The sequence below is a fragment of the Micromonospora tarapacensis genome (genome assembly GCF_019697375.1).
GTDB lineage: Bacteria > Actinomycetota > Actinomycetes > Mycobacteriales > Micromonosporaceae > Micromonospora > Micromonospora tarapacensis.
Genome location: NZ_JAHCDI010000004.1, coordinates 2643515 through 2668547 on the forward strand (window position 1 = coordinate 2643515; position 25033 = coordinate 2668547).

General features: G+C 66.1%; 23 protein-coding genes and 3 pseudogenes. 12 read left to right on the forward strand and 14 right to left on the reverse strand.

All coding sequences use genetic code 11. The features are described 5' to 3' along the window. Window positions 1-8: 8 nt before the first annotated feature. The 3 genes and pseudogenes from KIF24_RS34580 to KIF24_RS33115 all read right to left on the reverse strand — a co-directional run. Window positions 9-506, reverse strand: a pseudogene (locus tag KIF24_RS34580) (transposase); the annotation flags it as partial. A gap of 112 nt (window positions 507-618) precedes the next feature. Next, complete coding sequence (locus KIF24_RS17950; RefSeq protein ID WP_221083523.1) at window positions 619-2388, reverse strand: reverse transcriptase/maturase family protein; 1770 nt, start codon at window positions 2386-2388, stop codon at window positions 619-621. Next, the gene (locus KIF24_RS33115; protein ID WP_230415386.1) at window positions 2388-3617 is read right to left on the reverse strand and encodes an ISAs1 family transposase; all 1230 of its coding nucleotides are present in this window, start codon (window positions 3615-3617) and stop codon (window positions 2388-2390) included. The genes KIF24_RS17950 and KIF24_RS33115 overlap by 1 nt, the downstream gene beginning before the upstream one ends. A 158-nt stretch (window positions 3618-3775) precedes the next feature. Between KIF24_RS33115 and KIF24_RS17960 the strand changes: the two genes are divergently transcribed. Continuing rightward, window positions 3776-4219, forward strand: coding sequence for a hypothetical protein (locus KIF24_RS17960; RefSeq protein WP_221085047.1), 444 nt, complete (start codon window positions 3776-3778; stop codon window positions 4217-4219). Next, a complete protein-coding gene (locus tag KIF24_RS17965) occupies window positions 4216-5223 on the forward strand; it encodes an IS3 family transposase (RefSeq protein ID WP_221087414.1) in 1008 nt (335 codons plus the stop codon). Before KIF24_RS17960 ends, KIF24_RS17965 begins: the two co-directional genes overlap by 4 nt. Here KIF24_RS17965 and KIF24_RS17970 read toward each other — a convergent pair. The 3 genes and pseudogenes from KIF24_RS17970 to KIF24_RS35120 form a co-directional block, all read right to left on the reverse strand. After that, window positions 5183-5794, reverse strand: coding sequence for a hypothetical protein (locus tag KIF24_RS17970; protein WP_221085048.1), 612 nt, complete (start codon window positions 5792-5794; stop codon window positions 5183-5185). The genes KIF24_RS17965 and KIF24_RS17970 overlap by 41 nt on opposite strands. A gap of 252 nt (window positions 5795-6046) precedes the next feature. Then, complete coding sequence (locus tag KIF24_RS34020; RefSeq protein ID WP_331461183.1) at window positions 6047-6376, reverse strand: SDR family oxidoreductase; 330 nt, start codon at window positions 6374-6376, stop codon at window positions 6047-6049. Window positions 6377-6443: 67 nt separating this feature from the next. After that, window positions 6444-6764, reverse strand: a pseudogene (locus KIF24_RS35120) (hypothetical protein); the annotation flags it as partial. On the opposite strand from KIF24_RS35120, the gene KIF24_RS17980 reads away from it, so the two are divergent. Next, window positions 6754-7643, forward strand: a protein-coding gene (locus KIF24_RS17980) for an IS5 family transposase (protein WP_331461184.1) whose coding sequence is annotated in 2 segments (ribosomal slippage) — window positions 6754-6820 and window positions 6820-7643 — 891 coding nt in all. Because the reading frame shifts where the segments join, the coding sequence is not laid out codon by codon here. The pseudogene KIF24_RS35120 and the gene KIF24_RS17980 overlap by 11 nt on opposite strands. 6 nt (window positions 7644-7649) lie before the next feature. Here KIF24_RS17980 and KIF24_RS34030 read toward each other — a convergent pair. The 7 genes and pseudogenes from KIF24_RS34030 to KIF24_RS18015 form a co-directional block, all read right to left on the reverse strand. Further along, a complete protein-coding gene (locus tag KIF24_RS34030; RefSeq protein WP_269440624.1) occupies window positions 7650-7865 on the reverse strand; it encodes a hypothetical protein in 216 nt (71 codons plus the stop codon). A 626-nt stretch (window positions 7866-8491) separates the two neighbouring features. Further along, a complete protein-coding gene (locus tag KIF24_RS17990) occupies window positions 8492-8722 on the reverse strand; it encodes an Imm7 family immunity protein (RefSeq protein ID WP_269440746.1) in 231 nt (76 codons plus the stop codon). Between the two features lie 89 nt (window positions 8723-8811). Further along, window positions 8812-9153 (reverse strand): group II intron maturase-specific domain-containing protein, encoded by a 342-nt coding sequence (locus tag KIF24_RS17995; RefSeq protein ID WP_221085049.1) that lies wholly within the window; start codon window positions 9151-9153, stop codon window positions 8812-8814. Between the two features lie 175 nt (window positions 9154-9328). Beyond that, the gene (ltrA, locus tag KIF24_RS18000; RefSeq protein ID WP_221083758.1) at window positions 9329-10594 is read right to left on the reverse strand and encodes a group II intron reverse transcriptase/maturase; all 1266 of its coding nucleotides are present in this window, start codon (window positions 10592-10594) and stop codon (window positions 9329-9331) included. A 552-nt stretch (window positions 10595-11146) separates the two neighbouring features. Next, on the reverse strand, window positions 11147-12001 hold the full coding sequence (ltrA, locus tag KIF24_RS18005) for a group II intron reverse transcriptase/maturase (RefSeq protein WP_221085050.1): 855 nt from the start codon (window positions 11999-12001) through the stop codon (window positions 11147-11149). 782 nt (window positions 12002-12783) lie between these two features. Further along, window positions 12784-14019 carry an IS4 family transposase gene (locus KIF24_RS18010; RefSeq protein ID WP_331461185.1) on the reverse strand — a complete coding sequence of 412 codons (1236 nt, stop codon included), beginning with the start codon at window positions 14017-14019 and terminating at the stop codon, window positions 12784-12786. Between the two features lie 414 nt (window positions 14020-14433). Then, window positions 14434-14517: pseudogene (locus KIF24_RS18015) on the reverse strand (YdcF family protein); the annotation flags it as partial. Window positions 14518-14978: 461 nt separating this feature from the next. Between KIF24_RS18015 and KIF24_RS18020 the strand changes: the two are divergent. The 4 genes from KIF24_RS18020 (at window position 14979) to KIF24_RS18035 (ending at window position 19726) form a co-directional block, all read left to right on the forward strand. Continuing rightward, entirely contained in the window at window positions 14979-15437 is a 459-nt protein-coding gene (locus KIF24_RS18020; protein ID WP_456238349.1) for a (2Fe-2S)-binding protein, read from the forward strand. Between the two features lie 2 nt (window positions 15438-15439). Next, the gene (locus tag KIF24_RS18025; protein ID WP_221085053.1) at window positions 15440-16435 is read left to right on the forward strand and encodes an FAD binding domain-containing protein; all 996 of its coding nucleotides are present in this window, start codon (window positions 15440-15442) and stop codon (window positions 16433-16435) included. Then, window positions 16432-18663, forward strand: coding sequence for a xanthine dehydrogenase family protein molybdopterin-binding subunit (locus KIF24_RS18030; protein WP_221085054.1), 2232 nt, complete (start codon window positions 16432-16434; stop codon window positions 18661-18663). Before KIF24_RS18025 ends, KIF24_RS18030 begins: the two co-directional genes overlap by 4 nt. Window positions 18664-18922: 259 nt before the next feature. Further along, entirely contained in the window at window positions 18923-19726 is an 804-nt protein-coding gene (locus KIF24_RS18035) for an SDR family NAD(P)-dependent oxidoreductase (protein WP_221085055.1), read from the forward strand. Window positions 19727-19780: 54 nt separating this feature from the next. Here KIF24_RS18035 and KIF24_RS18040 read toward each other — a convergent pair whose 3' ends face one another. Next, window positions 19781-20575: an MBL fold metallo-hydrolase gene (locus tag KIF24_RS18040; RefSeq protein WP_221087415.1), complete on the reverse strand. Its 795-nt coding sequence runs from the start codon at window positions 20573-20575 to the stop codon at window positions 19781-19783. A gap of 487 nt (window positions 20576-21062) precedes the next feature. Between KIF24_RS18040 and KIF24_RS18045 the strand changes: the two genes are divergently transcribed. From KIF24_RS18045 to KIF24_RS18065, 5 genes are all read left to right on the forward strand, one after another. After that, a complete protein-coding gene (locus KIF24_RS18045) occupies window positions 21063-21410 on the forward strand; it encodes an AbrB/MazE/SpoVT family DNA-binding domain-containing protein (protein WP_221085056.1) in 348 nt (115 codons plus the stop codon). 41 nt (window positions 21411-21451) lie between these two features. After that, window positions 21452-22438, forward strand: a complete 987-nt coding sequence (locus KIF24_RS18050; protein ID WP_230415726.1) for a tyrosine-type recombinase/integrase — start codon at window positions 21452-21454, stop codon at window positions 22436-22438. Window positions 22439-23363: 925 nt separating this feature from the next. Then, complete coding sequence (locus tag KIF24_RS18055) at window positions 23364-23519, forward strand: hypothetical protein (RefSeq protein WP_221085057.1); 156 nt, start codon at window positions 23364-23366, stop codon at window positions 23517-23519. A gap of 92 nt (window positions 23520-23611) precedes the next feature. Beyond that, window positions 23612-24676, forward strand: a complete 1065-nt coding sequence (locus KIF24_RS18060) for a hypothetical protein (protein ID WP_221085058.1) — start codon at window positions 23612-23614, stop codon at window positions 24674-24676. Window positions 24677-24811: 135 nt separating this feature from the next. Continuing rightward, complete coding sequence (locus KIF24_RS18065) at window positions 24812-25000, forward strand: thiazolylpeptide-type bacteriocin (protein WP_030487016.1); 189 nt, start codon at window positions 24812-24814, stop codon at window positions 24998-25000. Window positions 25001-25033: the final 33 nt, after the last annotated feature.

Here is a 25033-nt window from a genome sequence, read left to right on the forward strand (position 1 = left end):
GCCCGTTTTTAGGTGATCCCGAGTAGTTGTAGGGGTCGGTGTGGGTTTCGGCTGTTGCGGCGTAGGGCTTTCGCGATGGTGGTGATGCCGGCCAGGCGGAGCAGGCTGATCGCGGTGTTGCGCAGGGTGGCCATGGCGCGGGGTGCGTTGCCGGTGCGCAGGCGGCTGGCGTCTTCGGCGTAAGTGGTGTCGCGGATATGGTGCAGGATCTCGATGGCCCAGTGTCCGCGCAGAGCGTCGGCCAGGTCTGCCGGGCTGGCCTGGCCGGCGGTCAGGTTGGTGATCGCGTAGACGGTGACGGTGGACCAGCGGCCGGTGGCCAGATTCAGTCGGCGACGTCGGATTCGTAGTGCTTGCACGGCGTGTGGGAAGTCGAGGGCGAGTGCTCCGGTGCAGGTGACTGCTTGCAGGCGGCGGATGTCGTAGCGGCCGTGTCCGCGACTGCTGGTCTCGTCCTGGACCGGGATCTTCGCCCAGAGCAGGGTTTTGAGCTGCCGATACAGACGCGGCGTGGAGTAAGCCGCGCGGCGCGGTGTCCCTTGTGGGGGTCCGTTTCCGCGCGACTCCTCCCCGAACCGGACGTGCGAGCTTTCCCCGCATCACGGCTCTCCAGTGTTGCTACTGCGTGTGCGGCTGTTGATGGATGTCGCCGTGGCAGCGGGCGCAGACGATCAGGGTCTTCCGTCGGCTGTCCCGCATGGCTTGCACCCAGGGTGGTGTGGCCGCAGGGCTGTATCTGTTGAGGTCGGCGAGTCGTGTGACGTGGTGGACGGTGATCCCGTCGTGGGCGTCGCAGAGTTCGCAGATCCCGGCGGTGAGCCGGGCGATGAGTTGGGTTCCCCGCCGGGTCGGCCACGCTCCGTCGATGAGGCGGGCGTGTTTGCGGCGGCGTAGCGGGATCCCGCCGAATCTGGCGGTGAATACCGTTCCGTTCGGGGTGCGCTGGGTCGCTTCGAAGCACCGGCGTTTCCCGTGGGGGGTGACGACGGTGGTTTGGTAGCGGTTTCGCATCACCCACGGTGGTCGGCGATATTTGGCTGCCAGGGTCGACATCATCGACCGTTCCATGACATAACGGAGCTTGTTGAGCCAGCTGATGTTTCCGGCCATCTGATAGTACTGGACATATCCTCGATATTCCGCGCCGTAGGAGGCGACGATGTTGTGGTCGCTGGTGCGGATCAGGTCGTTACGGATCAGGGGCTTGTTCTGTTTCCGCAGGTATTTTCGGCATCTGGCGTTGACGTTTTCCGGTGGGACACCGAGGGCGATGGAGCCGTTGAGTGATCGTTTGCCCTTGGTGTGCCAGGTGTCGGCCTGCCGTGTCCAGATGTCGTAGCCGAGGAACCGTGCCTTGTGGGTGCGGGCGTGGGTGATCAAGGTTTTCTCGGTAGAGAGAGCGAGCTTCAGATCCTTGCGCAGAAACGCGGTTAGCTCGTTCTTGATCTGTTCGGCTTCGGCCTTGGTGCCGGCGAATCCTAGGAGGTGATCGTCGGCGTAGCGGATATAGCGTAGCCGGCGGTAGTCCGGGTCGTGAACGTCGCGAGTGGGAATCGACTGCTGGATCTTGCGGTAGGTTTTGACCTTGTCGCGGTCGCCCTTCCTTTTCCAGTAGCCGACTCTTGACGTCGCGTTGTAGTACGCCCGGTTCGGCCGTCGGACTGTTCCGCGGGTCCAGGCCGGGACCATTTCCTGTTCCACGAATGTATCGAGACGGTCGAGATAGATGTTCGACAGGATCGGCGATATGACGCCGCCTTGTGGCGCACCGGAATGCGTGGCATGCCATTTCCAGTCTTCCAGATATCCCGCCCGCAGCATTCCTCCTACCAGGTTCAAGAACCGATTGTCGTGGATCTGCTCGGCGAGGATCGCGAGCATGACCTCGTGGTCGAGGCTCCCGAAGCAGTCGGCGATGTCGCCCTCGATGAACCAGGTCGTGCCCGTCCATGTCGAGGCGATCTCGTCGAGTGCGGTGTGGCAGCCCCGACCAGTGCGGAACCCGTGCGACCTGGTCGAGAACTGCGGTTCGTAGTACGCCTCCAACAGCAGGCGCACCACCTCACCGACCAGTTTGTCGGTCCAGGCCGGCAGCCCGAGGGGCCGTTGGGCTCCGTTCTTCTTCGGGATGTAAACCCGGCGGACCGGTGTGAACCGGTAGCGTTCGGCGCGAAGCCGACCGATGATGTCCCGGATGGCTTCCAGGCTCATCCCGTCGGGTGTTCTCCCATCGACTCCGGGCGTCATCGCGCCGTCGTTGGCGTAAATCCTCCCGTAGGCGATCAGAAACAACTGCTCGTTGAACAGTTGCCGATACAGCCGTTCCAGGGGCAGTTTTCGTCGTCCCCTGCCACGCAGGACTTTGAGTACCGTGTCAGCGCTCTGCATTACGCATACCTCCACTGTTTCTCACAGTCCGCATCACCTGCACCCCTTCGCCCTGTGAACGGCTTTCCCGTTCTCCTTGGCCGGGCGTTACTCCGGCGACTACTACGAGTGCTCCGACACCGCCAGCCGAACTGGGACGGTGATCCCACGTTCGTCTCTGACACACGAAATAGCGCGGCTGCAGGCGCCCCACTCATCTCCTTGAATACCCTCGCCGGGTATCGCTTCCGCCGCGAAGGTTGGCCAGGGCGAACCAGTACACCCCGACCACGACGGACACCGGTTTCAGATGCCTTTCCGGTCGCAGTAAATTGCTGCCGCTGGAGATTAGGGTTCAAACAATCAAGTCTTCGCCATACCGCACGGGTCTCCCGGCACGCCGTCTCGGGCATCTGAACCCGGCCGCCGATTTCCTGGCATGCTCTTGTCCCCTTCACCTTTCGGATCCAGGTAAGCCATCGGACCCAGCAGACCTCCCTTCGAGTCTGTCCCGCCTGAAACGGGGATGTGTCAGAGCGCCTCGTGGCGCACTGGTTACCCTTGGCCTGCAGTAGCAGATGTGCTCCACGGCCGGTGATCTGCTCGGCGTGGCCGGTCTGGGTGTGCATGGCGTCGGCGACGAACAGGATATCGGTCAGGCTGCCGAGCACGGCCTGCACGGCGTCGAGCAGTGGGGTGAAGGCGGGAATCTCGTTGCTCTTCGTGTCGACGGTGACCTGGGCCAGGACGATGCCGGTGCTGGTGTCCAGCGCCGACAGCAGATGCGTCTGCCGGCCGCCACGCTGGCGTGCGCCACGCAGGGTCTTGCCGTCCACGGCGATCACCGTCCGGTAGCGGCGCGGCCGAGCGGCCACCGGTGGCGTCCGGGTGTGCAGCCAGCCGGCCAGAACCTTGCTGATCACAGTCGCGTCCAGGCGGATCAGCAGCCGCCACACCGTGGTGCCGGCCGGCACGCCCCGGGTGAACCCGAGCCGCCGCTGGTCCGCCTCGTCCAGGTCGTACAGCCAGTCGGCGATCGCGGCGAACGACGTGGCGCCGGCCAGGACCGCGCAGACCGCGACGGTCAGCAACGCGGCCAGGGGATACCGCACCCCGTGCGGGTTGCGCGGGTCCGGGATCACGCTGACAGCGTCCAGGAGCCCACGACGTTCACCCTCGGTGATCGGCGGTGGTGGCGTCTCGCCGCTGGGGGTTGTCACAGTCAGTACGGAGATCAGGGATGATGACATCTGCGGGTGGAGTCCTCGGTGTCGTGCAGTCCTAGAGAAACTCCATGATCACCTTGAGGGCTTCACCCGCTTCAACCGCCTCCACACAGGCCAATCACCCAGCATCATCCCAGCTCACCGGCTAGCCGAGCGAGAACGCAACGGCCCTGCTTGTGAGCGTGTCCACTTCATCTGACAAGCAGCCGGCATCGGCCGGTGACGGGGTCGATCCGGCGCCGAAGCCGTCGCGTCGGGCGTTCAGCCCGGCGTACAAGCTCGCAATGGTCGCCGCGTACGAGAGCGCCCCGAACGGAGAAAAAGGCGCTCTGTTGCGCCGGGAAGGCTTGTATTCGTCGCACATCATCGAATGGACACGGGCTCGTGACGCGGGCCTACTCGGCAGACCAGGCCGGGAGACCGATTCCGGAACGGCGGGAACGGGACGGCCGAAGCGGAAGAACAGTGAACAGCTCGAGCTGGAGAAACTGCGCCGGCAGAATGAAAAGTTGCAGGCGGATCTGAAGAAGACCCGGATGGCGTTGGATATAATGGGAAAAGCGCACGCGCTCTTGGAAGAGCTGTCCGAGAGCGCGGACGATCAGACGCCGCCGAGAAAGTCCTGACCACCACGTTCGAACAATTACGTGCCGCTGAGGTCGCGGTGCAAAGAGCGTGCACGTTGACCGGGATCTCGAGGGCGACCTACTACCGCAAGGCGAAGCCGATCGGGCCGATGCACGGCCCGTGGCTGCCGCGGACCCCGCCACCACAGACGCTCAGCCTGGCCGAGCGGGAACAGGTCCTGGCGGTGCTGAACGCGCCCGGGTATGCGGATCTGGCGATCCCGCAGGTATGGGCACGGGAACTCGACGAGGGCCGGTACTGGTGCTCGATGTCCACGATGTACCGGATCGCGCGGGCGGCGGGGCAGAGCCGGGAACGACGCCGGCAGGCCACTCACCCGCCCCGGGTGCGCCCGGAACTGGTCGCGACCGGCCCGTCGCAGGTGTGGTCCTGGGACATCACCGCGTTGAAAGGGCCCGTCAAAGGCGTCTGGTTCAAATGCTACGTCATCATTGATATCTACTCCCGGTACGTGACCGGCTGGCTCGTCGCGGCCGCCGAGGACGCGATCGTGGCCCGCGATTTCCTGGCCGGCGCGGTCGCCGCCAACGGAATCGAGCCGCACACCATCCACGCCGACCGCGGCGGCGCCATGACCTCGAAACCGGTGTCGGAAATGCTCGTCGACCTCGGTGTCCTGCGCTCGCATTCCCGACCGCGAACGTCAAACGACAACCCGTACTCCGAAGCCCAGTTCAAAACGATGAAGTACATGCCCGACTTCCCCGACCGGTTCGGATCCCTCACCGACGCCCGCACGTTCTGCGACACATTCTTCACCGCCTACAACCACGAGCACCGCCACTCCGGGATCGGCTGGCACACGCCCGCGTCGGTGCACTACGGCACCGCCGACCAGATCCGCCGGCACCGCCAGACCACCCTGAACGCCGCCTACACGCAGCACCCCGACCGGTTCACCCGCCAGCCCCGCGCACCCCAGCTCCCCGAGAAAGCCTGGATCAACCAGCCAACAACCAAGGCACAAACCGTCTCAGTTTGACTTGACAAATTCCGTTCCGCTCGATTGCGGTCAGTCGATCGAGGTGGTGCGATGCCCAGGTCGAGACGGCGTGCAGCCGGGCGATGCCGGAGGGGTCGAGTGCGATGTCAGCCCAGCCGCCGAGTCGCGGATGCTCATGTGGGAGTTCGATCGGCGACGGCGTGGTCGCCTGAGCGAAGGCGACTGCCTGCGCGAGGACGCGCCGGATCTGCCGTGTGGTCCAGGGTTGTCCCGGCGCGACGCCGTCCACATGCTCGAAGACCAGAATCACCCACCGGCCGTCGTCGCGCACGTTCAGCAGCCGAGGCACGGGCAGGGCTACCGGTAGACGCCCGGCCACGCCGGCCTCGGCGCGGTAATGCGACGCCTCAACCGGCCAGAGATGTGCGTCCACCGCCTTGACGAAGACGCGGTGGCCATCCTGCAGGCTAAGCCGAGAGGCGAAGCCAGGCGAGAAGCCGCCGGCACAGTTCTCGGCGCACGCCACGGCACCACCCAGCAGGCCCTCGATACTCCCTCGAACCGCCGCCGGCAACTCGGCCCAGCGGGGTCGCTTCCTACTCACGGACATGGCGTACTCCTGAACTGTGAGCGGAGGATCTCATCGCCGGTCGAGACGAACCGCCGACCCGCGATCGGGTATACACCAACGCGCGATCAGGGCCGGCCACGTCAGGATCCGGGCAACCCCGGCGTCTGCCGAACGCGACGACGATCCGGCGGGTTAGTCCCAGCCGCTCCGCTATGCGAAGCGGCCCTAATCGGGAGGAGGTAGGTCTACTTCCGAGTTATGTAGTTCCCGCGCTGCCCGGCATGAACGCGCTCAGCGTGATGACCAGCCGCCGTCTGAGGCGATGGTTTGTCCGGTGACCCAGTCCGCCTCGTCGCTGAGGAGCCAGGTGACCAGGCGGGCGGTGTCGTCCGGGGTACTCCAGCGTCCGCCGGGATTGGTTGCCGCGATGGCGGCTCGCGTCTCGTCGTCGGCGTAGCCGGTGTCGTTAGGCCCCGGATTGATACAGTTGACGGTGATGCCACGGCCGATGAGGTGAACGGCGAGGCTGCGGGTCACCTCGTGCAACGCCGCCTTGGAGGCGATGTAGGCCAGTTCCTTCGGCATGGCGCCGTGGTACTGACCTGGGGTGAACAGCAGCACCCGCCCACCCCCGGCGAGCGTCGTCGTGCTGAGCGGCGAAGGCTTGGACGAGCAGCAAACTGGCCCGCGTGTTGACCGCGAAGGTCAAGTCCAATTCCGCCGCCGTGAGATCCTCCAGCCCCTGATCAACGCTGCGAGCGTGGTTGACCACCACCGCGTCGACGTGCCCGAAGGCCGCACGGGCGGCGTCGACCAGCGCCGCCGGCGCATCAGGTGCGCTCAGATCCATGGAGACGTGCTCGACTCGACCTCCTAGGCCGTGTTTAAGAAGTGGTGGTGGCTTGGTCAGGTCACAGGTGGCGTGTCGGTGATCGAAAGGTAGGGAGGTCTCCGGTAGATCGTTCATCGACGAAGAAGAACGCCTGCACGGAGACCTCGTGGACACCATACCGGTGGCGGGGCGGCATGACCTGACCGACGAGCAGTGGAACGTCCTGGAGCCGCTGTTGCCGGTAGGAAGCCAGGACGCCCGCCGAGATGGACGAAACGGCAGCTCATTGATGGGATCCGGTGGCGGGTCAGAACCGGGACGCCCTGGCGGGATGTGCCTGCCCGGTACGGCGGGTGGCAAAGTGTGTACGGGTTGTTTCGCCGGTGGCAGCGCGACGGGACCTGGGCGAGGATCCTGGCCGAGTTGCAGGCCCGTGCCGACGCCGTCGGGTTGATCACGTGGGACGTCAGTGTCGATTCCACGATCGCTCGGGCCCACCAGCACGCCGCGGGTGCCCGCCGTGATGGTGACCAGCAGGTCGAGCCGCCGGGCGGGATCCGGACCGAGCCGGCCGGTCATGCGTTGGGGCGTTCCCGGGGCGGGTTGACCACGAAGATCCATCTGGGCTGTGAGCAGGGGCAGAAGCCCTTGTCGGTGGTGCTGACCGCCGGGCAGCGCGGCGACAGTCCGCAGTTCACTACGGTGTTGGACGGTATCCGGGTGCGGCGCCTCGGTGGCGGCCCGGCGAGGACCCGTCCGGATCGGGTCCTGGCCGACAAGGCGTACACGTCGAAGGCGAACCGGGAGTACCTGCGCAGACGAGGAATCAAGGCCACCATCCCGATCAAGGCCGACCAGGCGGCGAACCGTCGTAAGAAGGGCTCCAGAGGCGGCCGGCCCCCGTCGTTCGACCAGCAGTTGTACAAGCAGCGCCACGCGGTCGAGTGCGGCATCAACAGACTCAAACGCCACCGGGCCGTGGCCACCCGCTACGACAAACTCGCCGTCCGGTACGAGGCCACCGTCCAGATCGCCGCGATCAACGAGTGGCTATGACACTTCTTAAACACCCCCTAGGCGTCGCAGTTCAGCAGCGAGCTTCTGCGGTCCCTGCTCACCTGCACCCCACGGCTGTTCGACGTCGTAGGGCACCCAGGAATGCAGCAGGACACCTGCCCCATCCGCAACAAGTCGCCGCGCGATGGCGGCACCGATGCCGATACCACGACTCGCGCCGGTCACGATCACCACGCGGCCAGCCAGAGAGACCATCGCCATTCGCCGATTGTGCTGAAGTCGACTCCTGCACGCACCCGGATAACTCGACATCCGCTCATCGGCAGATCAGTGCGTCAGTCCGTCGTATTTACCGGTGGCCCCGCGCGTCACGACCTTTGGCGAAGCCGCAGCGGGCGGCGCGGCTGCCTTCGATGGGGTGGACGTGCCGCCGGGCCGCGGAGCGTGCGGCAGGGTCGGCGACGAGCATCCGGGGAGGATGGCAGTCGGCCGGGCCGCACAGTGCGTGCCGGGGGTGAGCAGCGGGCGACCCGGCGGGCAGCCGGACCCGATCTCGCCAGCTCTGTGTGACGGGCAGAAGTCAGATGCCCGAACCCGGTACCGCCACGACTCGGCTGCCGTCGTACGACTGCTGCCATCCGAGCCCGACCCACTGGTCACGCCCGCACACCGCCCCGCAGTCACCCGGGACGAAGATCTACTGACTGACCATGGTGGACACCGCTTACCAGCCTCCAGGACGGTTCCCCCGACCATGATCCGGACCAGGCGACCGCAGAAGCACTGCTCAGCATGGGCTGACACGAACCCCTGCCCGATCAGCACGGTGACAACGGAGCACCGAGCCTCTGATCCATGGGTCAGGCGCACCCGGATCAGTCCGGCGATCAGTCCTCGATGACGGGACGGATGGGTGACAGGAACGGATCGAGACGTTCGGTGATCTCACCCCGCGCCATGACGTGCACCCGGAACGCGTTCGGACCGGGAGGGACGGGCATTTCCTCGTCTTTCTCGTAGAGGAGGCCGTAGGACCCTGGCAGCCGTCGGGCGACGAACTGGAGCACCTGGCGCATCCCCACCGCCTCGTCCCGTCGTCGGTTGGCCACCCCATGCAGGCCGAGTAGCCGGAGGGAGTCTCACCCTCCGGCCCTCACAGATCCGTACGTGACAGTCTCCCGTCATACGGCTCTTGTCGTTCTGATCGTCAGAAGGTGTTGACCCATGCCCAGTGGGCGAAAGCTTTCGGGTACTGGCTGGTGATGCGCTGCCAGCCCATCCTGGCCTTCTTAAACGATCGAACCCGCTTGAACTTGTGACGCAGGAACCGCACCAAGTAGGCGTTGATACGTTGCAGGAACGAATACAAGGCGGATCGGTTAAACCGTCCGTAGTATTGCATCCATCCGCGCACGATGGGGTTCATCCATTGTGCGAGGTCGGCAAGGGTCTGGCCTGTTCTGCGGTCCAGCCGCCAACGGCGAACTGTCCCACTGATCTTCTTCAGGGCTGCCTTACTGATTGCCGGCGCGAACGACGTGAACGTCACATGTTGACGTTCATTCCGCGCCCCGCGAGGACGGAACGTGTACCCCAGAAACGTAAACGGGGTGTGCTCATATGTTGCACGCCTGCTTGCATCCTTGCAGTGTCGGGTAGCCCGAGGGAATCTCACCCTCGGGCTCCCACAGAACGGAGCGTGACGGTCTCCCGTCACTCCGCTCTTACCACCCAGCCGGATGGAAACGGTGAGTCCACTCCCAGTGCGCGAAGAGGACGGGGTCACGTTGCGTAACCGCTTTCCACCACGCCTTGAGGCGCTTGAACCCACGCAACCGCCTGTACTTCTTGCGCGCCCACCGCATCAGGTAGGTGTTGATGCGTTTGAGAAGCGGGTCCATTTCGGTCCGGTAGAACCGGCCCCAGTAGGTCATCCAACCTCGCACGATCGGGTTGATCGCCTCCGCGAGGTCGTCCAGAGTGTCGTTTGGTCGCCGGTGCAGCCGCCAGCGGCGGACTTCCCGGCCCTTCTCGGTCAGCTTCTCCCGGCTCATCGCAGGCTGGAACGAGGTGAACCGCACCTGCCTCCGCGTGTTCCGCGCTCGCCGGGGTTGGAAGGTGTAGCCCAAGAACGTAAACGAGACGGCATCGTGCTCGTCCCGCCGGTTGCTGTCCTTGCAATAGACTATTCGGGTCTTGTCCGGGTGCAGTCGCAACCCGATCTCCACCATCCGCTGATCAATTGCGGCCCGCAGCATTTCCGCTTGCTGGCGGGTCGCGCAGTGCACCACCGCATCATCCACATATCTTTCGAACCGGACAGCCGGAAACGTGCGGGCCATCCACAGGTCGAATCCGTAGTGGAGGAAGAGGTTGGCCAGCACGGGCGAAACGGCCGAACCCTGCGGGGTTCCTCTGTCTCGCTCGTGCAGGGAACCGTCGGGATGCTGTATCGGCGCAACGAGCCACCTTTTCACATACAGCACCACCCACGGTTGGTCGGTGTTGGCCTCTACCGCCTTGACCATCAGCGAGTGATCGACACTGTCGAAGAACTTTTGGATGTCCAAATCGACCACCCAATCGTATTCCCAGCAGCGTTTCCGGCACGTGCCTACCGCGTCCAACGCGGAGCGCCGTGGCCGATAGCCGAACGAGTCCCGGTGGAACATCGGTTCCACCCGTTTCTCCAACTCGATGGCAACCACCGTTTGCGCAATCCGATCAGCCACAGTCGGCACGCCCAAAATTCTTACCCCGCCATGCGACTTCGGCATCTCCACCGCCTTCACCGGGGGTGGGAAGTAGCTACCCGAAGACATCCTATTCCAGATCCGGTACAGATTATTCTCCAGATCGGCTTCGAACTCTTCTATCGAGCACCCATCCACACCCGGCGCACCCTGGTTGGCCTTGACTCTCAGGTACGCTTCCCAGACGAGCCGCTTCGAGATGACAAACGGCTTTCCCGGCGACTTCAGCTCGCCCACTCGATCCCTCCCAGAATCTTCTGGTTGCCCGAACGAACTCACCCCGGATGGTCCGGCCCCTTCGCTCCCCCTCCATTACAGAGGGTTCCTCACTACTATGAGCCGGTCCGAATGCCAACCCCGCGACAGTACTCAACGCCTTACGGTTTCTGCCGCTTGGCGCACTCCCTCTCGCCGCCGCTCCCCAGCGGCGGCAGTGTCGGGGCTGGCCTTCCCACGTTCCACGTGAAAGCAGCAAACCGGGCTCGCGTCGCCTACATGCCGGGCACCGCCTGGCCAGTAACCGGGTATCCGCCAGACTCATCCTGGAACCTCGTGCACGCTCCAGTTCTGATGCCATCTAAAACTAATTTCGACACTTCAATAGCGATTCGCTTACGCTCGCCTTCCCGATTCCCACCTGACACCTCTCACGGCGCCTTTTCCTCATCGCTCACCACGCCGGTCTTCAGCCAACGCAGCATGAGGCGGTTTGACACCACCCCCCGAAGGGCGATGCCGAAGGGCCACAATCCTTCATCTTCCACGCAGCAGCACATCGATCGAGGTCTCCTACCTACATCCCAACCTCTCCCTCTGCGCGCGTGGCACACACACGATCTTCGTCTTGTCGGGATGCAACCGCAACCCGACATCCCCCATTCTGGTAGCGATAGCCTGGACCAGACGTTCCGCCTGACCCTGGTTCACGCAATGCACCACGGCATCATCTGCATAGCGCTCGAACGGAACTCCCGGATGCTCCCTGACCATCCACATATCGAACGCATAGTGCATGAACAGGTTCGCCAGCACAGGCGACACCGCAGATCCCTGCGGAGTCCCCCGATCCCGTGTTTGCACAGTGCCGTCGGTCAAGTGCAACGGCGCGACCAGCCACCGTTTGACATAGAGCACCACCCACGGAACATCAGCGTGACTTTCAACCGCCTTGAGCATGAGCACATGGTCGACGCTGTCAAAGAACTTCTGAATGTCCAGATCGATCACCCAGTTGAACTGCCAGCAGCGCTGCCGACATGCGCTCACCGCGTCCAGAGCCGATCGGTTCGGCCGGTACCCGTACGAGTCAGGGTGGAAGATCGGTTCGACCTTCGCCTCCAACCGCCGAGCCACGACTGTCTGCGCGACCCTGTCCGCGACCGTGGGAACACCCAACACCCGGGTGCCTCCACCATGTGCCTTCGCGATCTCCACCGCTTTCACCGGAGGCGGAAAGTACGAACCCGAGGACATCCGATTCCAGACTTTGTACAAATTGTTCTTCAGATCCGACTCGAAATCCTCGATCGTCATCCCGTCCACACCCGGGCCGCCCTTATTGGCCCTCACCTGCCGATAAGCTTCCCACACTTCCTGCTTGGAAATGTCAAACGGCTTACCTTCCGCTGACTTCTGCCTCTCCACATGACTCCTCCCGGGAACGCCGGTTGATCAGACGAAAAGACCACGAACGACCCGACCCCTTCGCTCGACCGCCATTACAGCGGCTTTCAGCACTACTACGAGTCGGTCCGCCAGCACGCCCGACATCGGTACTCGATCTCTCACGGTTTGAGCCGCTTGAGACACTCCCTCTCGCACCCCTCAACTACGGGGTTGCAGTAGCCGGGCGCACCTTCTCCTGTTCCATACGAGAGCCGCAGACCAGGCTCACGTCGCCATCCATGCCGGACACCGCCTGGCCAGAAAATCGGGAACCCGCCAGACTCATCCCGGGAACGCATTGGAAATCCCGGTTTCGATGTCACTTCTTAAATAACGACACCTCAACGACGATCGTCTTCCTGATCCCCACCTGACACATCTCGTGCGCCTTTTCCACATCGCTCACCACGACGGTCTTCAGCCAACGCAGCATGTGGTGGTTTGAAGCCTCCCCCGAGTGGGCGGCTCCGAAGGGCCAAACTTTCATCTCCCACACAGCACCAACTCCAGAGCTTCGCCTACAAATGCAACTCCTTCGCTGTTCAGGACACAACAATGCCGTTCAGATAGGGCTCTTGGGGCAGGCCAGGATGGGTGTGGGTGGTCCGGAGTGGCGGATGATCTTGTCGGTGGGTCGTTTGACGCGGTAGGAGTTGTGTCGGCCGCGTTTGATGGCTCGTTGGCAGGTGCGGTGCCGGCGTTCGGGTAGCGGGTGACGCAGGATCTCGGCGTGGGCGTCGGTGATGGCGGTCTTCAGGCGCTCAGGGGGAAATGGCCGCCTGGTCGGTGACCTGGCGGCGTACGAGACGGAGCCCGCGTATGAAGGACAGCCGGTCGGGGTCGTAGCCGGCTTCGTCGGCGGCGTCGACGAGCAGTGCCCGGATCGCGTAGTGCGCCAGAAGTAGACCCCATATCTGCTGTTCGACCAGGTCAGGGATCTTCGACTGGAGGACCCCACCTCGACCGCGGAGGTCACTTTTGATCTCGTTGAGGGCGGATTCCTCCTCCCAGCGATCATGGTAGGCGGTAGCCAGGTCCATCGCGGATACCTCGTATGGATCGAGGATGGTGGTGATCACGGTGATGAGTTCACCGTCGGGATTGCGGTCGGGCACGGTGTAGTCCACGACCTGCACGAGGCGGGCGGTGTCAGCGGGAACCTGACCTCCGTCGGTCACCGTCTGGGCCAGGTGGCGGCGCCGCTGCGCGGACAGCCCGGGTCGATAGATCAACGCCAGGTAGGAACCGTCGGACAACCACCGCACCAGTTGCACCGATACCGACGCTTTGACGCGCCAGGCGAGGTCCGCGCCGCCAGCGGCGAACCGGTTGAACAACTCGAAGGAGTAGAAGCCGCTGTCGGCCAGCAGCAGCATCCCCGGCTCCGTCACACCGGTCAACTCCCCGGCCTGGGTGCGTTCCCCGATGCTGCACGGGCCCAGGACAGCCCCGACCACGGCCCGGCTGCCGCACTCAATGACCGCAGTGACCTGCACCTTCGGATACGCCGACGCGTTCGCCCCGGAACCCATCCGCCCGAAACGCTCCACATTCGTCGACGTGTCAGCCACATCAAAACTGGTCCCGTCGATGGCCATCAGACGGCGGCCTGCCAGCCAGGAACCCTTGGTGCCCGAGCCCGCCACTGGCACCGCAGCCCGTGCGAACAACTCCTTCACCGGCGCCACACCCAAGCGCTGACGCGCCTGCATGATCGCCGAGGCGGTCGGGACCTGCCAATCATCCGACCAGGAGCCCATCGTGCGCAGGCCACCAACGAGCCGCCGCATCACCTCCTCAGCGGACTCCTGGCCGTACAGACCCATCGCGATCACATACCGGATCACCACGTGCGCCGGAAGCCGACGACTGCGCTTCTCCCGACACCCCGTCCGGTTGATCACTTCCTCGAGCAGATCGCGATGGAACCGGGCCGAGAGCACACCCAGACCAATATGGTCAGTCAACCGCCCCGAGGGCACCGCCTGCGACGTCACGACCAGCAACCGTACCGACCCTCGACATCATCCGTCAGCCCACCACGCCGACCTGCACCGATGCCCTATCTGAACGGCATCCACGCCGGTCGGACACGCACAACCACCCGGAACTGACCACTGGAGAGCCGTGTGTCAGGGAAACCGACCAGCACGGTTCGGGAAGAGGCCGACGGAAAAGGACCCACACCACGGGCACCTCGCCGGCGGCCCACTTCACTCGGCGAGCGGCCTGGAGAAACGGGCTGGTGGCAACACCAATACCGCGCTCCAGGCCGACTCAACCGGCACTCCTCGCTGGGCTTCCTCAGCCCAGCCGCCTACGAAGCCACCCACCACACCAGGCAACCGGTGAACCAGGCCGATTAGATAAGATCAACACATCGACCCTGTCCGTCGAAACGGGTCATGCCCAGTGTCGCCCACCAGCATGTCCACCACCCGCCGGGAGTCGCCGGTGCTGCGCACGTAGTCGTCCAGTACGAGTGGGTTCGACGCGCGCGCCCGCCTCTATCGCTTGCTGGCCGAGCGTGCCGAGCAGGTCGGGATCCGCGTGATGGGCCCGGAGAAACCACGCTTTGGCCTGCGCCGTACGGCCCTCCGCATCGTGCTGTTGGGCCATGTTGACCGCGGCGATGGGCAGTCCGCGCTCGGTGGCCTATTCGCCGACGCCCTGGTATGCGCCGGTGAGGACCGACCCAACGCCCGTCGTGGACGTGGCCAGCCCCGACGGCCGCCATGCGATTTCGGCCCAGGCAGCTACATCTCGGTGTGAGCTGATGCCAGCCACTGCACTTACGCTTTGACGTACTTCTGCGGATTTGTGCCCATCCGTTAGGGATACTAGTCGCCTGCCCGGTAAGTTTGGGTTTGAGCGGATGGGAGAGGGCATGAATCGAGACGACGGAGCCGAGGGCGAGGCTGCCCTCTCCTCACCGACTGGTGCCACCGAGGTTCGGCTGTCGCTGACCGTGAACGGAGGCCGACGCGAGTTGCGGCTCGACAGCCGGGTCACCCTGCTCGACGCGCTGCGCGATGAACTCGGCCTGGTGGGCACCAAGAAGGGGTGCGACCAGGGCGCCTGCGGGGCTTGCACGGTGCTGGTCGACGGCAAGCGGGTGCTCGCCTGCCTGACCCTCGCCGCGCAGTCTGAGGGGCGGGCGGTGACCACGATCGAAGGGCTGTCGGAGGACGGGCACCGGCACCCGTTCCAGGACGCCTTCCTGCGGCACGACGCGTTCCAGTGCGGCTACTGCACCCCGGGTCAGATCATGTCGGCGGTTGCCCTGCTGCGAGAGGGGCGGGCCGGGTCCGATGACGAGATACGGGAGTTCATGAGCGGCAACATTTGCCGCTGCGGCGCGTATCCGAACATCGTCGCCGCGATCCGCGAGGTCGCCGGCCAGGGAGCCGGATGATCATGCGTGCCTTTGAGTACCTACGGCCAGGCGACGTTGATACAGCCGTGACGCTGGTGCGCGCCGACCCCGCCGCCCAGTACCTCGCCGGCGGTACCACCCAAGTCGACCTGATGCTCAAGGACGGCATCCTCGACCCCGAGCGGGTGGTCGACATCACCCGACTGCCGCTGCGCGGCATAACCGCCGACGAGCGGACCCTTCGGGTCGGCGCGCTGACCACGATGGAGGAGCTTGCTGCCGACCCGACCGTGGCCCGGCGCCTCCCGCTGGTCCGCACCGCACTTCTGGCCGGAGCATCCACCCAGTTGCGCAACATGTCGACGATCGGCGGGAATTTGCTGCAGCGCACCCGCTGCCGATACTTCCGTGATCCGACCGTGCCCGACTGCAACAAACGGGCGCCGGGCTCCGGCTGCGCCGCGATCACCGGCGCGGGGGCACGGATGCACGCGATCCTCGGGGCGGGCGAGAACTGCATCGCGTTGCACGCCTCCGACCTCTGCGTACCGTTGGTGGCGCTCGACGCGGTGGTGCGGGTGCGCGGCGGCGACGGCGAGCGGGCGATCCCGCTGACCGAGTTCTACGTCCTCCCCGGCGACCGCCCGGACGTCGAGACGGTGCTGCGCCACGGCGACCTGATCACTGCGGTCGAGGTGCCGCTGCTGCCGGCCGCGGCCCGGTCGGTCTACCTGAAGATACGCGATCGCGCCTCGTATGAGTTCGCCCTCGTCTCGGTCGCTGCCGCCCTCACCATCGAGGACGGGGTCGTCACCGAGGCGCGGATGGGCCTCGGCGGTGTCGGGACGATTCCCTGGCGGGCACGCGCCGCCGAGCAGGTGTTGACCGGCGGCCCGGCGACCGTCGAGACCTACCGGGCAGCGGCGGTGACGGAGCTGCGCGACCCGTTCACGGTTCCCGGCACGGGTTTCAAACCGGAGCTGGCCCGGCGGACCATCGTGCGGGCACTGGAGACCGTTGCGGGAGGTCCGACATGACCATGACCGAACCCACGACCATTGTCGGGGCGGGTATCGACCGCGTCGACGGGCCGCTGAAGGTGAAGGGTGCCGCGCCATACTCCTCCGACGTCAGCTACCCGGGCATGGCGCACCTCGCGCTTGTCCGGAGCACCGTCGCCGCAGGGCGGGTCAGTGAGATCGACACCGCGCTGGCCGAGGCGGTGCCCGGCGTGCTGGCGATCATCACTCATCGCAACGCGGCCCGGCTGGCCGCGGGACCAATGACGTCCCTCGGGCCGACTCCGCCACCGCCCTTTCAGGACGACCGGATTTTGTTCCACGGGCAGTATGTGGCGGCTGTGGTTGCCGAGACCAGCTACCAGGCGGCAGCCGCCGCCCGGGCCGTCATCGTCGGGTACGAATCCGCCGAGGCCGTGGTGCACATCGACGACTCCCGGGGTGAAGTGGCGGTTAACCCGTTCGGCAGTGACGGCGAGCGCGGTGACGTCGCCGCAGCACTCGCATCCGCCGACGTCGTGCACAAGGCGACCTACACGACGGCGGAGAACACCAACAACCCGCTCGGGCTCTTCGCGACGGTCGCGGTCTGGAACGGCGACGAGGTGACGGTGCACGACGCTACGCAGTGGACCTCCAATACACGCACCACCATCGCCCAGATGTTCGGGATTCCCGAATCCACCGTGCGCGTATACGCCGAGTACGTCGGCGGTGCGTTCGGGTCGGGGCTGCGGGTGTGGCCGCACGTGATCCTCGCGGTGCTCGCCGCGCGTACGGTGGGGCGGCCCGTGAAGCTGGTGCTCTCCCGTCCAGAGATGTTCACCGGCGTAGGACACCGCCCGGGCACGGTGCAGACGATCGCGATCGGCGCACGGCGTGACGGCAAGTTGGTCGCGATCGACCACGAGTCTCTGCAGACCGTCGCCATGGAAGACGAGAACATGGAGCCGGTGGCGGCTTCGAGCGCCAACGCGTACGCCTGTGCGTACGTCGCGAACCGGGACCGGCAGCGGCGGCTCAACATCCCCTGTCCGGGATCGATGCGCGCCCCCGCCGAGGCCCAGGCCAATTTCGCGCTGGAGTCGGCGCTCGACGAACTCTCGTACCAGTTGGGCATCGACCCCTTGGACCTGCGGCTACGCAACTATGCCGAGGTCCAGCCGCAGTCTGGGCTCCCGTGGTCGAGCAAGGCACTGCGGGAGTGCTACACACTCGGGGCGGAGCGGTTCGGCTGGTCGCGCCGCGACCCGCGGGTCGGCTCGATGCGTGACGGCCGATGGCTGGTCGGTTACGGGATGGCCGGGGTTAGCTACCTATGGTGGCAGTCGCGCTGCGAGGCCCGGGCCACGATCGGCCGCGACGGGACCGGCTATGTCCGTAGCGCCGCCAACGACATCGGCACCGGCGCCTACACCGTCATGTGGCAGCTCTCCGCGGAACTGCTCGGGTTGCCGCTGGAACACGTCCGGTTCGACCTGGGCGACTCCGACATGCCCTGGGCGCCGCAAGCTGGCGGTTCGGGACTGACCGGCGCGCTGGGCAACGCCGTCTACGCCAGCTGCCGAGAGCTGATCCGGGTGTTCCTCAACACCGTTACGGACGACGCCGCCTCGCCGCTGCGCGGCTGCACGATCGACGACGTCGCGGTCAGCGGCGGGCGGATCCACCGCAAGGCCGACGCGAGAGTGGGCGAGAGCTACACCGCGATACTCGATCGGCACGGGCTGGACGGCCTGACCGCCGACGGCGCAAGCGCACCACCGGATCCCCGGGAAGTCGGGCTGGCACCCGCCGGCGCGTTCGCGGCGAAGTTCGTCGAGGTCCACGTCGACCCCGACCTCGGCCTGCTGCGGATCCCCCGGGTGGTGTCCGTGATCGACGGCGGGCGGATCCTCAACGACAAGCTGGCGCGCAGCCAAATCACGGGCGCCACGGTCGGCGGGATCGGCCAGGCGCTGCTGGAGGAGACCGTCACCGACGGGCGGACTGGACGCATCGCGAACGCCAGTTTCAGCGACTACCTGGTGCCGGTCAACGCGGACATCGGCGAGCTGGACGTCGTCTTCGTCGGCGAACCGGACCGGCTGACACCGGTCGGCACCAAGGGGGTCGGCGAGGTCGGACTACCCGGCGTGGCCGCCGCGATCGCGAATGCCGTGTACCACGCCACCGGCAAGCGAATCCGTTCCCTGCCCGTCACCCTCGATCAACTCCTCCCGGCCGGCGGTGAACCGTCCGAATAGTGGGTGTGACGTCGGGCCGCCGCGGGCCCGGCAAGCGCGGTTCCTGCGACGACGGACGGCGCCGGCAACACCGCCTGACACGGAGGCGGCTGAGGCGTGACGACTCCTGTTTGACGGCGTGCTCCTCCTGCCGCCCGCGCCTGCGGGGGCCGCGGCCATTCAGCCCGCATCGGGGCGCCGCCCGCCCGATGATGTCTTGACCGACGTCTCACGTTTGGGAGAGCGATCAAGAATGGTCGACCAGATACCAGGAACGGTCGTGCTCACCGGAGGGACCAGCGGGATCGGTGCGGCGGCAGCACGGCGCATCGCGAAATCAGCCCGACGCCTGCTTCTGCACGGGCCGGAGCCACACGCGGCGGTGCAGCCGCTGCTCGACGAGCTGCGCAGCGTCGGTCGAGCCGAGGTGATTTACGCGCAGGCCGACTTCGGCAGACTTGACGACGTCGTGGCCCTGGCCAGGACGGTGGCGAACGCCACCGAGCAGGTCAACGTGCTCATCAACAACGCCGGTCGCCCCGGTGCCGAGAGCCGCCGGTGCAGCACAGACAGCTACGAAGCGACGCTGCAGACGAACTACCTGGCGGCCGTCCTACTCACCGAACTACTCCTGCCGCTCATCCCCGCGACGGGCCGGGTGGTGCACGTGTCGTCCGCGACCCATCTCTCTGCCCGCCTCGACCTGGACGATCTGCAATTCCAGCACGGCTACCAGCCGGCCGCCGCGTACGCCCGGTCCAAGCTCGCGCTGGTCGCCCACGCCGTCCGGCAGTCCCGGTACTACCGCCCCGGGATCGTCAGCGTTCACCCGGGAGTCGTCAACACCCGACTGTTGCACGCGATGTTCGCGGTCCGAGGTGAGGATGCGGCCCACGGGGCGGCAAACGTCATCCACGCCGCCCGCGATCCGGGGGTGCCCAGCGGGGTTTACCTGGACGAGGGGCGGGTCGCCGAGCCGGCCGAACAGGTCCGCGTGGTGAGCTTTCAAGACGGCCTCCACCAGCGCACCATGACCCTGCTTACTCCATGGCTCGACGACTCATCGGCTGAATCCCCTGCCTAGCCGCTGCACCGCCTGCGGACCGGCCACGCCGGGCACGATGACGCTGGTCTCGATTCAGTCGTCGATGCGGAGGCGAAAGGATTCACCGTCGCGCAGCACGCGGCCGGCCGTGGGGCCGGCGAAGTGCGTCCCGATCAGCAGCGCCTGGTCGTAGGCCAGGGCCGAGAGGAGTTCCCGGCGGGTACGGACGGCCTGTTCGGCGTCGAGATCGTCGGCGGACGTCCATTCCGGATGGGCTAGCTGGCAGGGATGGTGAATGCTGTCCCCGGTGATGACCGCTCGCTCACCCGCCGAAGCGGTCTCGACGCTGACGTGCCCGGCGGTGTGCCCCGGCGTGGAGATCAGCCGGACCTCGTCGCTGATCGCGTGGTTGCTGCCGACCGTGTCGACGAGGCCCGCGTCGAGCACGGGCCGCACCGAGTCCGCGAAGGCCGCAGCGTAGGCAAGCCGCATGCCACCAGTCGCGGTTTCGGCGTATCGACGCCAGTGGTCGAGATCCCCGGCCACGATCAGATGACGGGAGTTGGTGAACGGCGCCACCCACACGCCGTCCACGAGATGGGTGTTCCAGCCCACATGGTCCATGTGGAGGTGGGTGAACAACACGGTGTCGATGGGCTCGGGCGGGAACCCGGACTCCGTCAATCGGTTCAGCAATGGGGGACGCAGGTTGTTCCATGCCTCGACGGGACGGCCCCGCTTGTGGGAACCCAGGGCGGTGTCCACGACGATGCGGCGCGCCGGAGTCTCGATGACGAACGAGTGGATGCTGGCTTTTAGCCTGCCGTCCTGTGTCGCGAAGTGAGATACCGCCTCGAACCCGCCGCCAGCCGAGGCGTCATAGGTGATGAGTCACCTTGGGTTCTCGGCTTCAATGCAGGGTGATCCTGCCAGCCCAGCAATTGTTTGGTATCGAATCACCCTAGATACCTCGCCCTTGCCGGCACATTCCAGTTTGTTGCAGGGGCCCGAACTCTTGGTTCCACCAGCAAAATCGTAGGGACAATCCGGTCTGCAATGCATAATCTGCCGAGGCTTCGCAGACCGACGCAAGCCTATCTCGCTGCCGCATCGAGCTAGGACTTGAACCCCCACGGTCCGCACTGGTGCGCAATATCCCGTACCTGTGTTCAAACCTCTTTGAACACCTCATCTACCGTCCAGCGTCACTGCGAGTGATAGCCGAGCAGGCGCGGGGGTGGTTACGGTGACCACCTCGTCCGTACCGCCGGTGATTCCCAAGCTGATTCCCGGAGGCGCCGGTGCCGGCCCAGGACCAGTGGGTCGGACCCGACGGCCGCTTCCCGTGCCAGCCTTGGATTCCCCGTCCTCACGAGTGACCGGCACCGTCTACGCGCTGAGCGCGGTGGACAAGAGCGGCCGGATCGCCGATCGCAGCATCGTCCGCACGCTTGGCTGGGCGCCGGGCACTCGGCTGGACATTCGCGCGCAGGCCGGACTCATCGCGGCCCGGCCAACAGCCGATGGCGTTCAGTCCATCGACGATCGCGGTCACCTGCATCTGCCGTTGGCGGTGCGCCGGTGGTGCCACCTCACAGCCGGGGACCGCGTTCTGCTCGCCGCCGATCCTGCCTCCGGCGTACTGGTGGCCCATCCCCTCGCAGCGCTCGACCAGTTGCTGGCCGACGCGCACGCCGCCGTCGCGGGGGGTGAGGCGGCATGAACCAGAACGCCGCAGGCCAGCCAGAGTTGGAGGCCGCCCGGTTGCTGCTGCAGCGGATGGGCATCTCCCCCGCTGACCTGCTGAACGTACGGCCGGCCCATCCACCAGCCCCAACCTTCGCCGAGTACGTGCCGGTCGTCGCCGCCGCGGTTTCGCCCGGGACCCGCCGGGCGTACGGCTCATACTGGAATCGAGTGGTGCAGGCATGGGGTGGCCGGCGTATCGACGAGCCACGCCCCTCTGAGATCGAGCAGTTGCGGGCCCAGGTACAGGCCAATGTGGTGACGCGACGCAACAACCGGGGAGGCCGTTCCGCTGCCGAACACCTGGTGTCCGCGCTGCGCTGCCTGTACCGGCGAGCGGTAGCGGACGGATACCTGGACGCGGCCGACAACCCGGCGTTGAAAGTGGACAAGCCACCCCGGCTACCCAGCACCCGGCGGGCGATCGGCGACGCACGCCTGGCGGCAATCAACGAGGTGGCGGCCAGCACCGGAGACGACCCGGGCCTAGACAGCTTGCTCATTCGGCTGCACACCGAGACTGCCTGCCGCCGCGGCGGGGCGCTGGCGCTGCGTCCAAGGGATCTGGACACCGACCAATGCCTGATCTTCCTGCGGGAAAAGGGCGGCACCTCCCGCTGGCAGCCCGTCTCCCCGACGCTGATGCGGTACCTGCTCGCGCATCACGCTGAGCGGGGTGACGGCGACCGGAACGCTGCGCTGCTGCGCTACCGCGATGGTCGGCCGCTGACCTACCGGCGCTACGACCATTTGTGGGTGAGGATCGGGCAGCATCTGCGGTGGGTGCACACCCAGCAAATCAGCACGCACTGGCTGCGGCACACCACCCTGACTTGGGTCGAGCGCACCTACGGTCATGCCGTGGCCCACGCCTACGCCGGCCACACTGACGGCGGTAGTGGGATCGGCGCGACAGCCACCTACGTACGGGCAAGTCTGCACGAGGTCGCGGCGGCCTTGGCCGGCATCACCGGCGAGGAGCATCCGCTCGCCGCGGAAGCATAGACGGTGATTGCCGTGTGGCCTCCCTCGACCGTGGCGAGGGAGGCCACACGGTGCTTGGTCGGGTTACGCGACACCGTAGGGATGCCCGTTTCGACGCAACCTGTCGCGTGCCCTCGTTTCGGCCCGTCGCACTCTTCGCCGAACGAGCTCGTCACCTAGAGTGACTCGCTGCGCAACAGTCCGCGCACTGTCGGCGGCAGTTCCGGTCGGCGAGCGGCAGTCGCCACCGTCACGCTACGTAACGCCCGACTCGAGGCGGAGCCTCTTTAGATGAGTACGCCTACAAGCTCTGGCTATCCCGCGCTGTCCGGAGGGCGGGCTTGGTCGGGTGAACGCCGCGCGGGCGGGGAGCACGGCCTCGACCAGTCCGACGGGCAGTTCAAGAAGGGACCGTCTCCGCGCGGGCGGGGAGCACAATGCCCGCGTGAGCTGATCCGGACGCATAAGGGAACCATCCCCGCGCGGGCGGGGAGCACGGCTGATCGCTGACGTAAGACGCGGGCCGCCTGGGACCATCCCCGCGCGGGCGGGGAGCACGGCCGGGACCTGCTGCCGGTCGACTACTAACAACTGGCGGGATGTCGGTGACATAGCGGAGTTCGCCTGCGACCACCGGGCGACATGATCCACCACACGAGCCAGCGGGTGGGGCTGGCCGGGCATAACCGACGGTGCGTTGGCCAAGTGCAGATCGGCTTTGATGTACAACGTGTGGGGGCACACCGAATCGCGACCTCGGCAGGCCCCTGGTCATCGCCACCATCAGCCGCTCGTACCTGCCGCCGCTTCGCGGTGGGGCAGCCCGCGTAGACGTCCGGGAACTACGTGCCAGGCAGCTTCTTCCGTCTATTCGCCTGCGGTGACCTGACCGCACAGTTGAGGCGTTCCGGACGGAACATCCGGACGGACGAAGCCAAGGGATCTGGTGATCAAAATGAAGAAGAATGCGCTGTTCGCAAGCACGCTGGCCGCCATGATCGTGATTCTCTTCCCGGCCGCCGCGAATGCCGACGCCCCGACGGACCCCGCCGCTCCCCCTGTCACTGTCGTGGACAGCAGCAACTCGACGGCCTGGGACTGAACGCAGCGATCAAGACTCGCCCTGCCGGCCTTGGCGGTCCGCAGTCGTGGGGATCGACCCGCCGAAGAACGCCAATGGAAGGCAGTTGACCGATGACTGAAGCAGTACCGGTCACCCCCATCGCAGGATTGATCGTCGTCGGACCACGTTCAGAACACCCACAACTGCACGATCTGCTGACCGAGCGCACCGCGCTCTGGCGGCGGGCGCGGATCCCGACCGGTTCGGTGAGCGGCAAGCCTTGGACCGCCGGATCGGTCGAGGCCGCGGTGCGCGACGCCGTCCTATCTGTGGACTGGGCCGACGACAGCACCGCGGCGGTCGTGGACCCGGAGCATCGGGTCACGACACTCCTCGTACTGCCCGGTGAGGGCCGGACCCGCTGGACCGGAATTCGGAGCTTGACGGATCTCGAATCGATGCCGATGGCTACCCACGTGCCAGGTGACGCCCTCGCGATATTGGCACCGTGGGCGGGACTGCTTGCTCCCGAACCGCTCGCGACACACGATTCGACGCGAATCTCAGCGGCTGCGGTGCGGACGTCCGCCCCCGCGCAGCAACACTGGGGGCTGGGCTGGGCGACTCGAACGGACCTGGCGCTGCGGCACGCGGTTCTGGACAGTCTGCGGTCGATGTCGTCGGACGCGGTCCCGACATCTGGCCGCGCGGTGGTCGGCGCCTCGGGCTCGACGGAATGGACGTGGCTCCTCGACGGCTCGCTCAACCTCCTGAACGCGTACAGCCGGGATACCCAGTGGCACTCCCTGCCGGACACCGGCTTCGACGTCATCACCCGCCATGTTCCGCAGTTCAGCGGGCCGCTGCGGCTCGCGGCGGTCGTACGTCGGTCGTCCAGTGCCGTCGTGGCTGCAGCCTGGGGCCGGCAGAGCGAGGAGGCGATCGACTACGCCCTCACTGCGGCCCGGACCCGAGACCTGCTGCTCCCCACTACTTCCCCAGCAGCCGTCCCGAGCCCGCCGGCGACCGCTCCCCTGATCAGCGCCCTGTCCCCGGGCGACGTCCAGCGCCTGCTACACGACATCCACGCCACCGTCTTCGGCACCTCCGGCCAGCGGGTTCTCGGGATCCGGGTCGCCGCCGACGCGCTACTCGGTCCGCAGGACCTGGCCTGGGGGCCGGTCTGGCTCGGCTGAGCCAGTCACCAGTGATGTCAGTGGAGTGACAGCGAGACGTAGGTCGATCGGCTATCGGCACCCGATGGAATGGTCTTAGTCACCACGGCGGGCCGAACCGGAGACGGGCAGCCCAGACATCGCTGAGGAGTAGCAATGAACATCGACGACAAGACCAACCTGGCCGACCTGGCGAACGAGATCCTCGAGCTCGAGTCGGAGACCTTCGAGATCTCGGACTACGCGGACGCGAGCGGCGTCCTGCTGGCCGTGGCCGCCTCGTGCAGCACGAGCTCCACCAGCACCTGCTCCAGCACCACCAGCACCACCTCCTGCTCCGCCTGATCGTCCCCCGATCAGCAGTTTCCTCCCGAACGG

Excerpts from the sequence above, each read along its gene's own strand:
- KIF24_RS18060 (WP_221085058.1), top strand. The coding sequence starts at position 23,612 with ATGACTGAAGCAGTACCGGTCACCCCCATCGCAGGATTGATCGTCGTC.
- KIF24_RS34030 (WP_269440624.1), bottom strand. The coding sequence starts at position 7,865 with ATGGCGATGGTCTCTCTGGCTGGCCGCGTGGTGATCGTGACCGGCGCG.
- KIF24_RS18030 (WP_221085054.1), top strand. The coding sequence starts at position 16,432 with ATGACCATGACCGAACCCACGACCATTGTCGGGGCGGGTATCGACCGC.
- KIF24_RS17970 (WP_221085048.1), bottom strand. The coding sequence starts at position 5,794 with ATGTCCGTGAGTAGGAAGCGACCCCGCTGGGCCGAGTTGCCGGCGGCG.
- KIF24_RS33115 (WP_230415386.1), bottom strand. The coding sequence starts at position 3,617 with ATGTCATCATCCCTGATCTCCGTACTGACTGTGACAACCCCCAGCGGC.
- KIF24_RS17950 (WP_221083523.1), bottom strand. The coding sequence starts at position 2,388 with ATGCAGAGCGCTGACACGGTACTCAAAGTCCTGCGTGGCAGGGGACGA.
- KIF24_RS18025 (WP_221085053.1), top strand. The coding sequence starts at position 15,440 with ATGCGTGCCTTTGAGTACCTACGGCCAGGCGACGTTGATACAGCCGTG.
- KIF24_RS18065 (WP_030487016.1), top strand. The coding sequence starts at position 24,812 with ATGAACATCGACGACAAGACCAACCTGGCCGACCTGGCGAACGAGATC.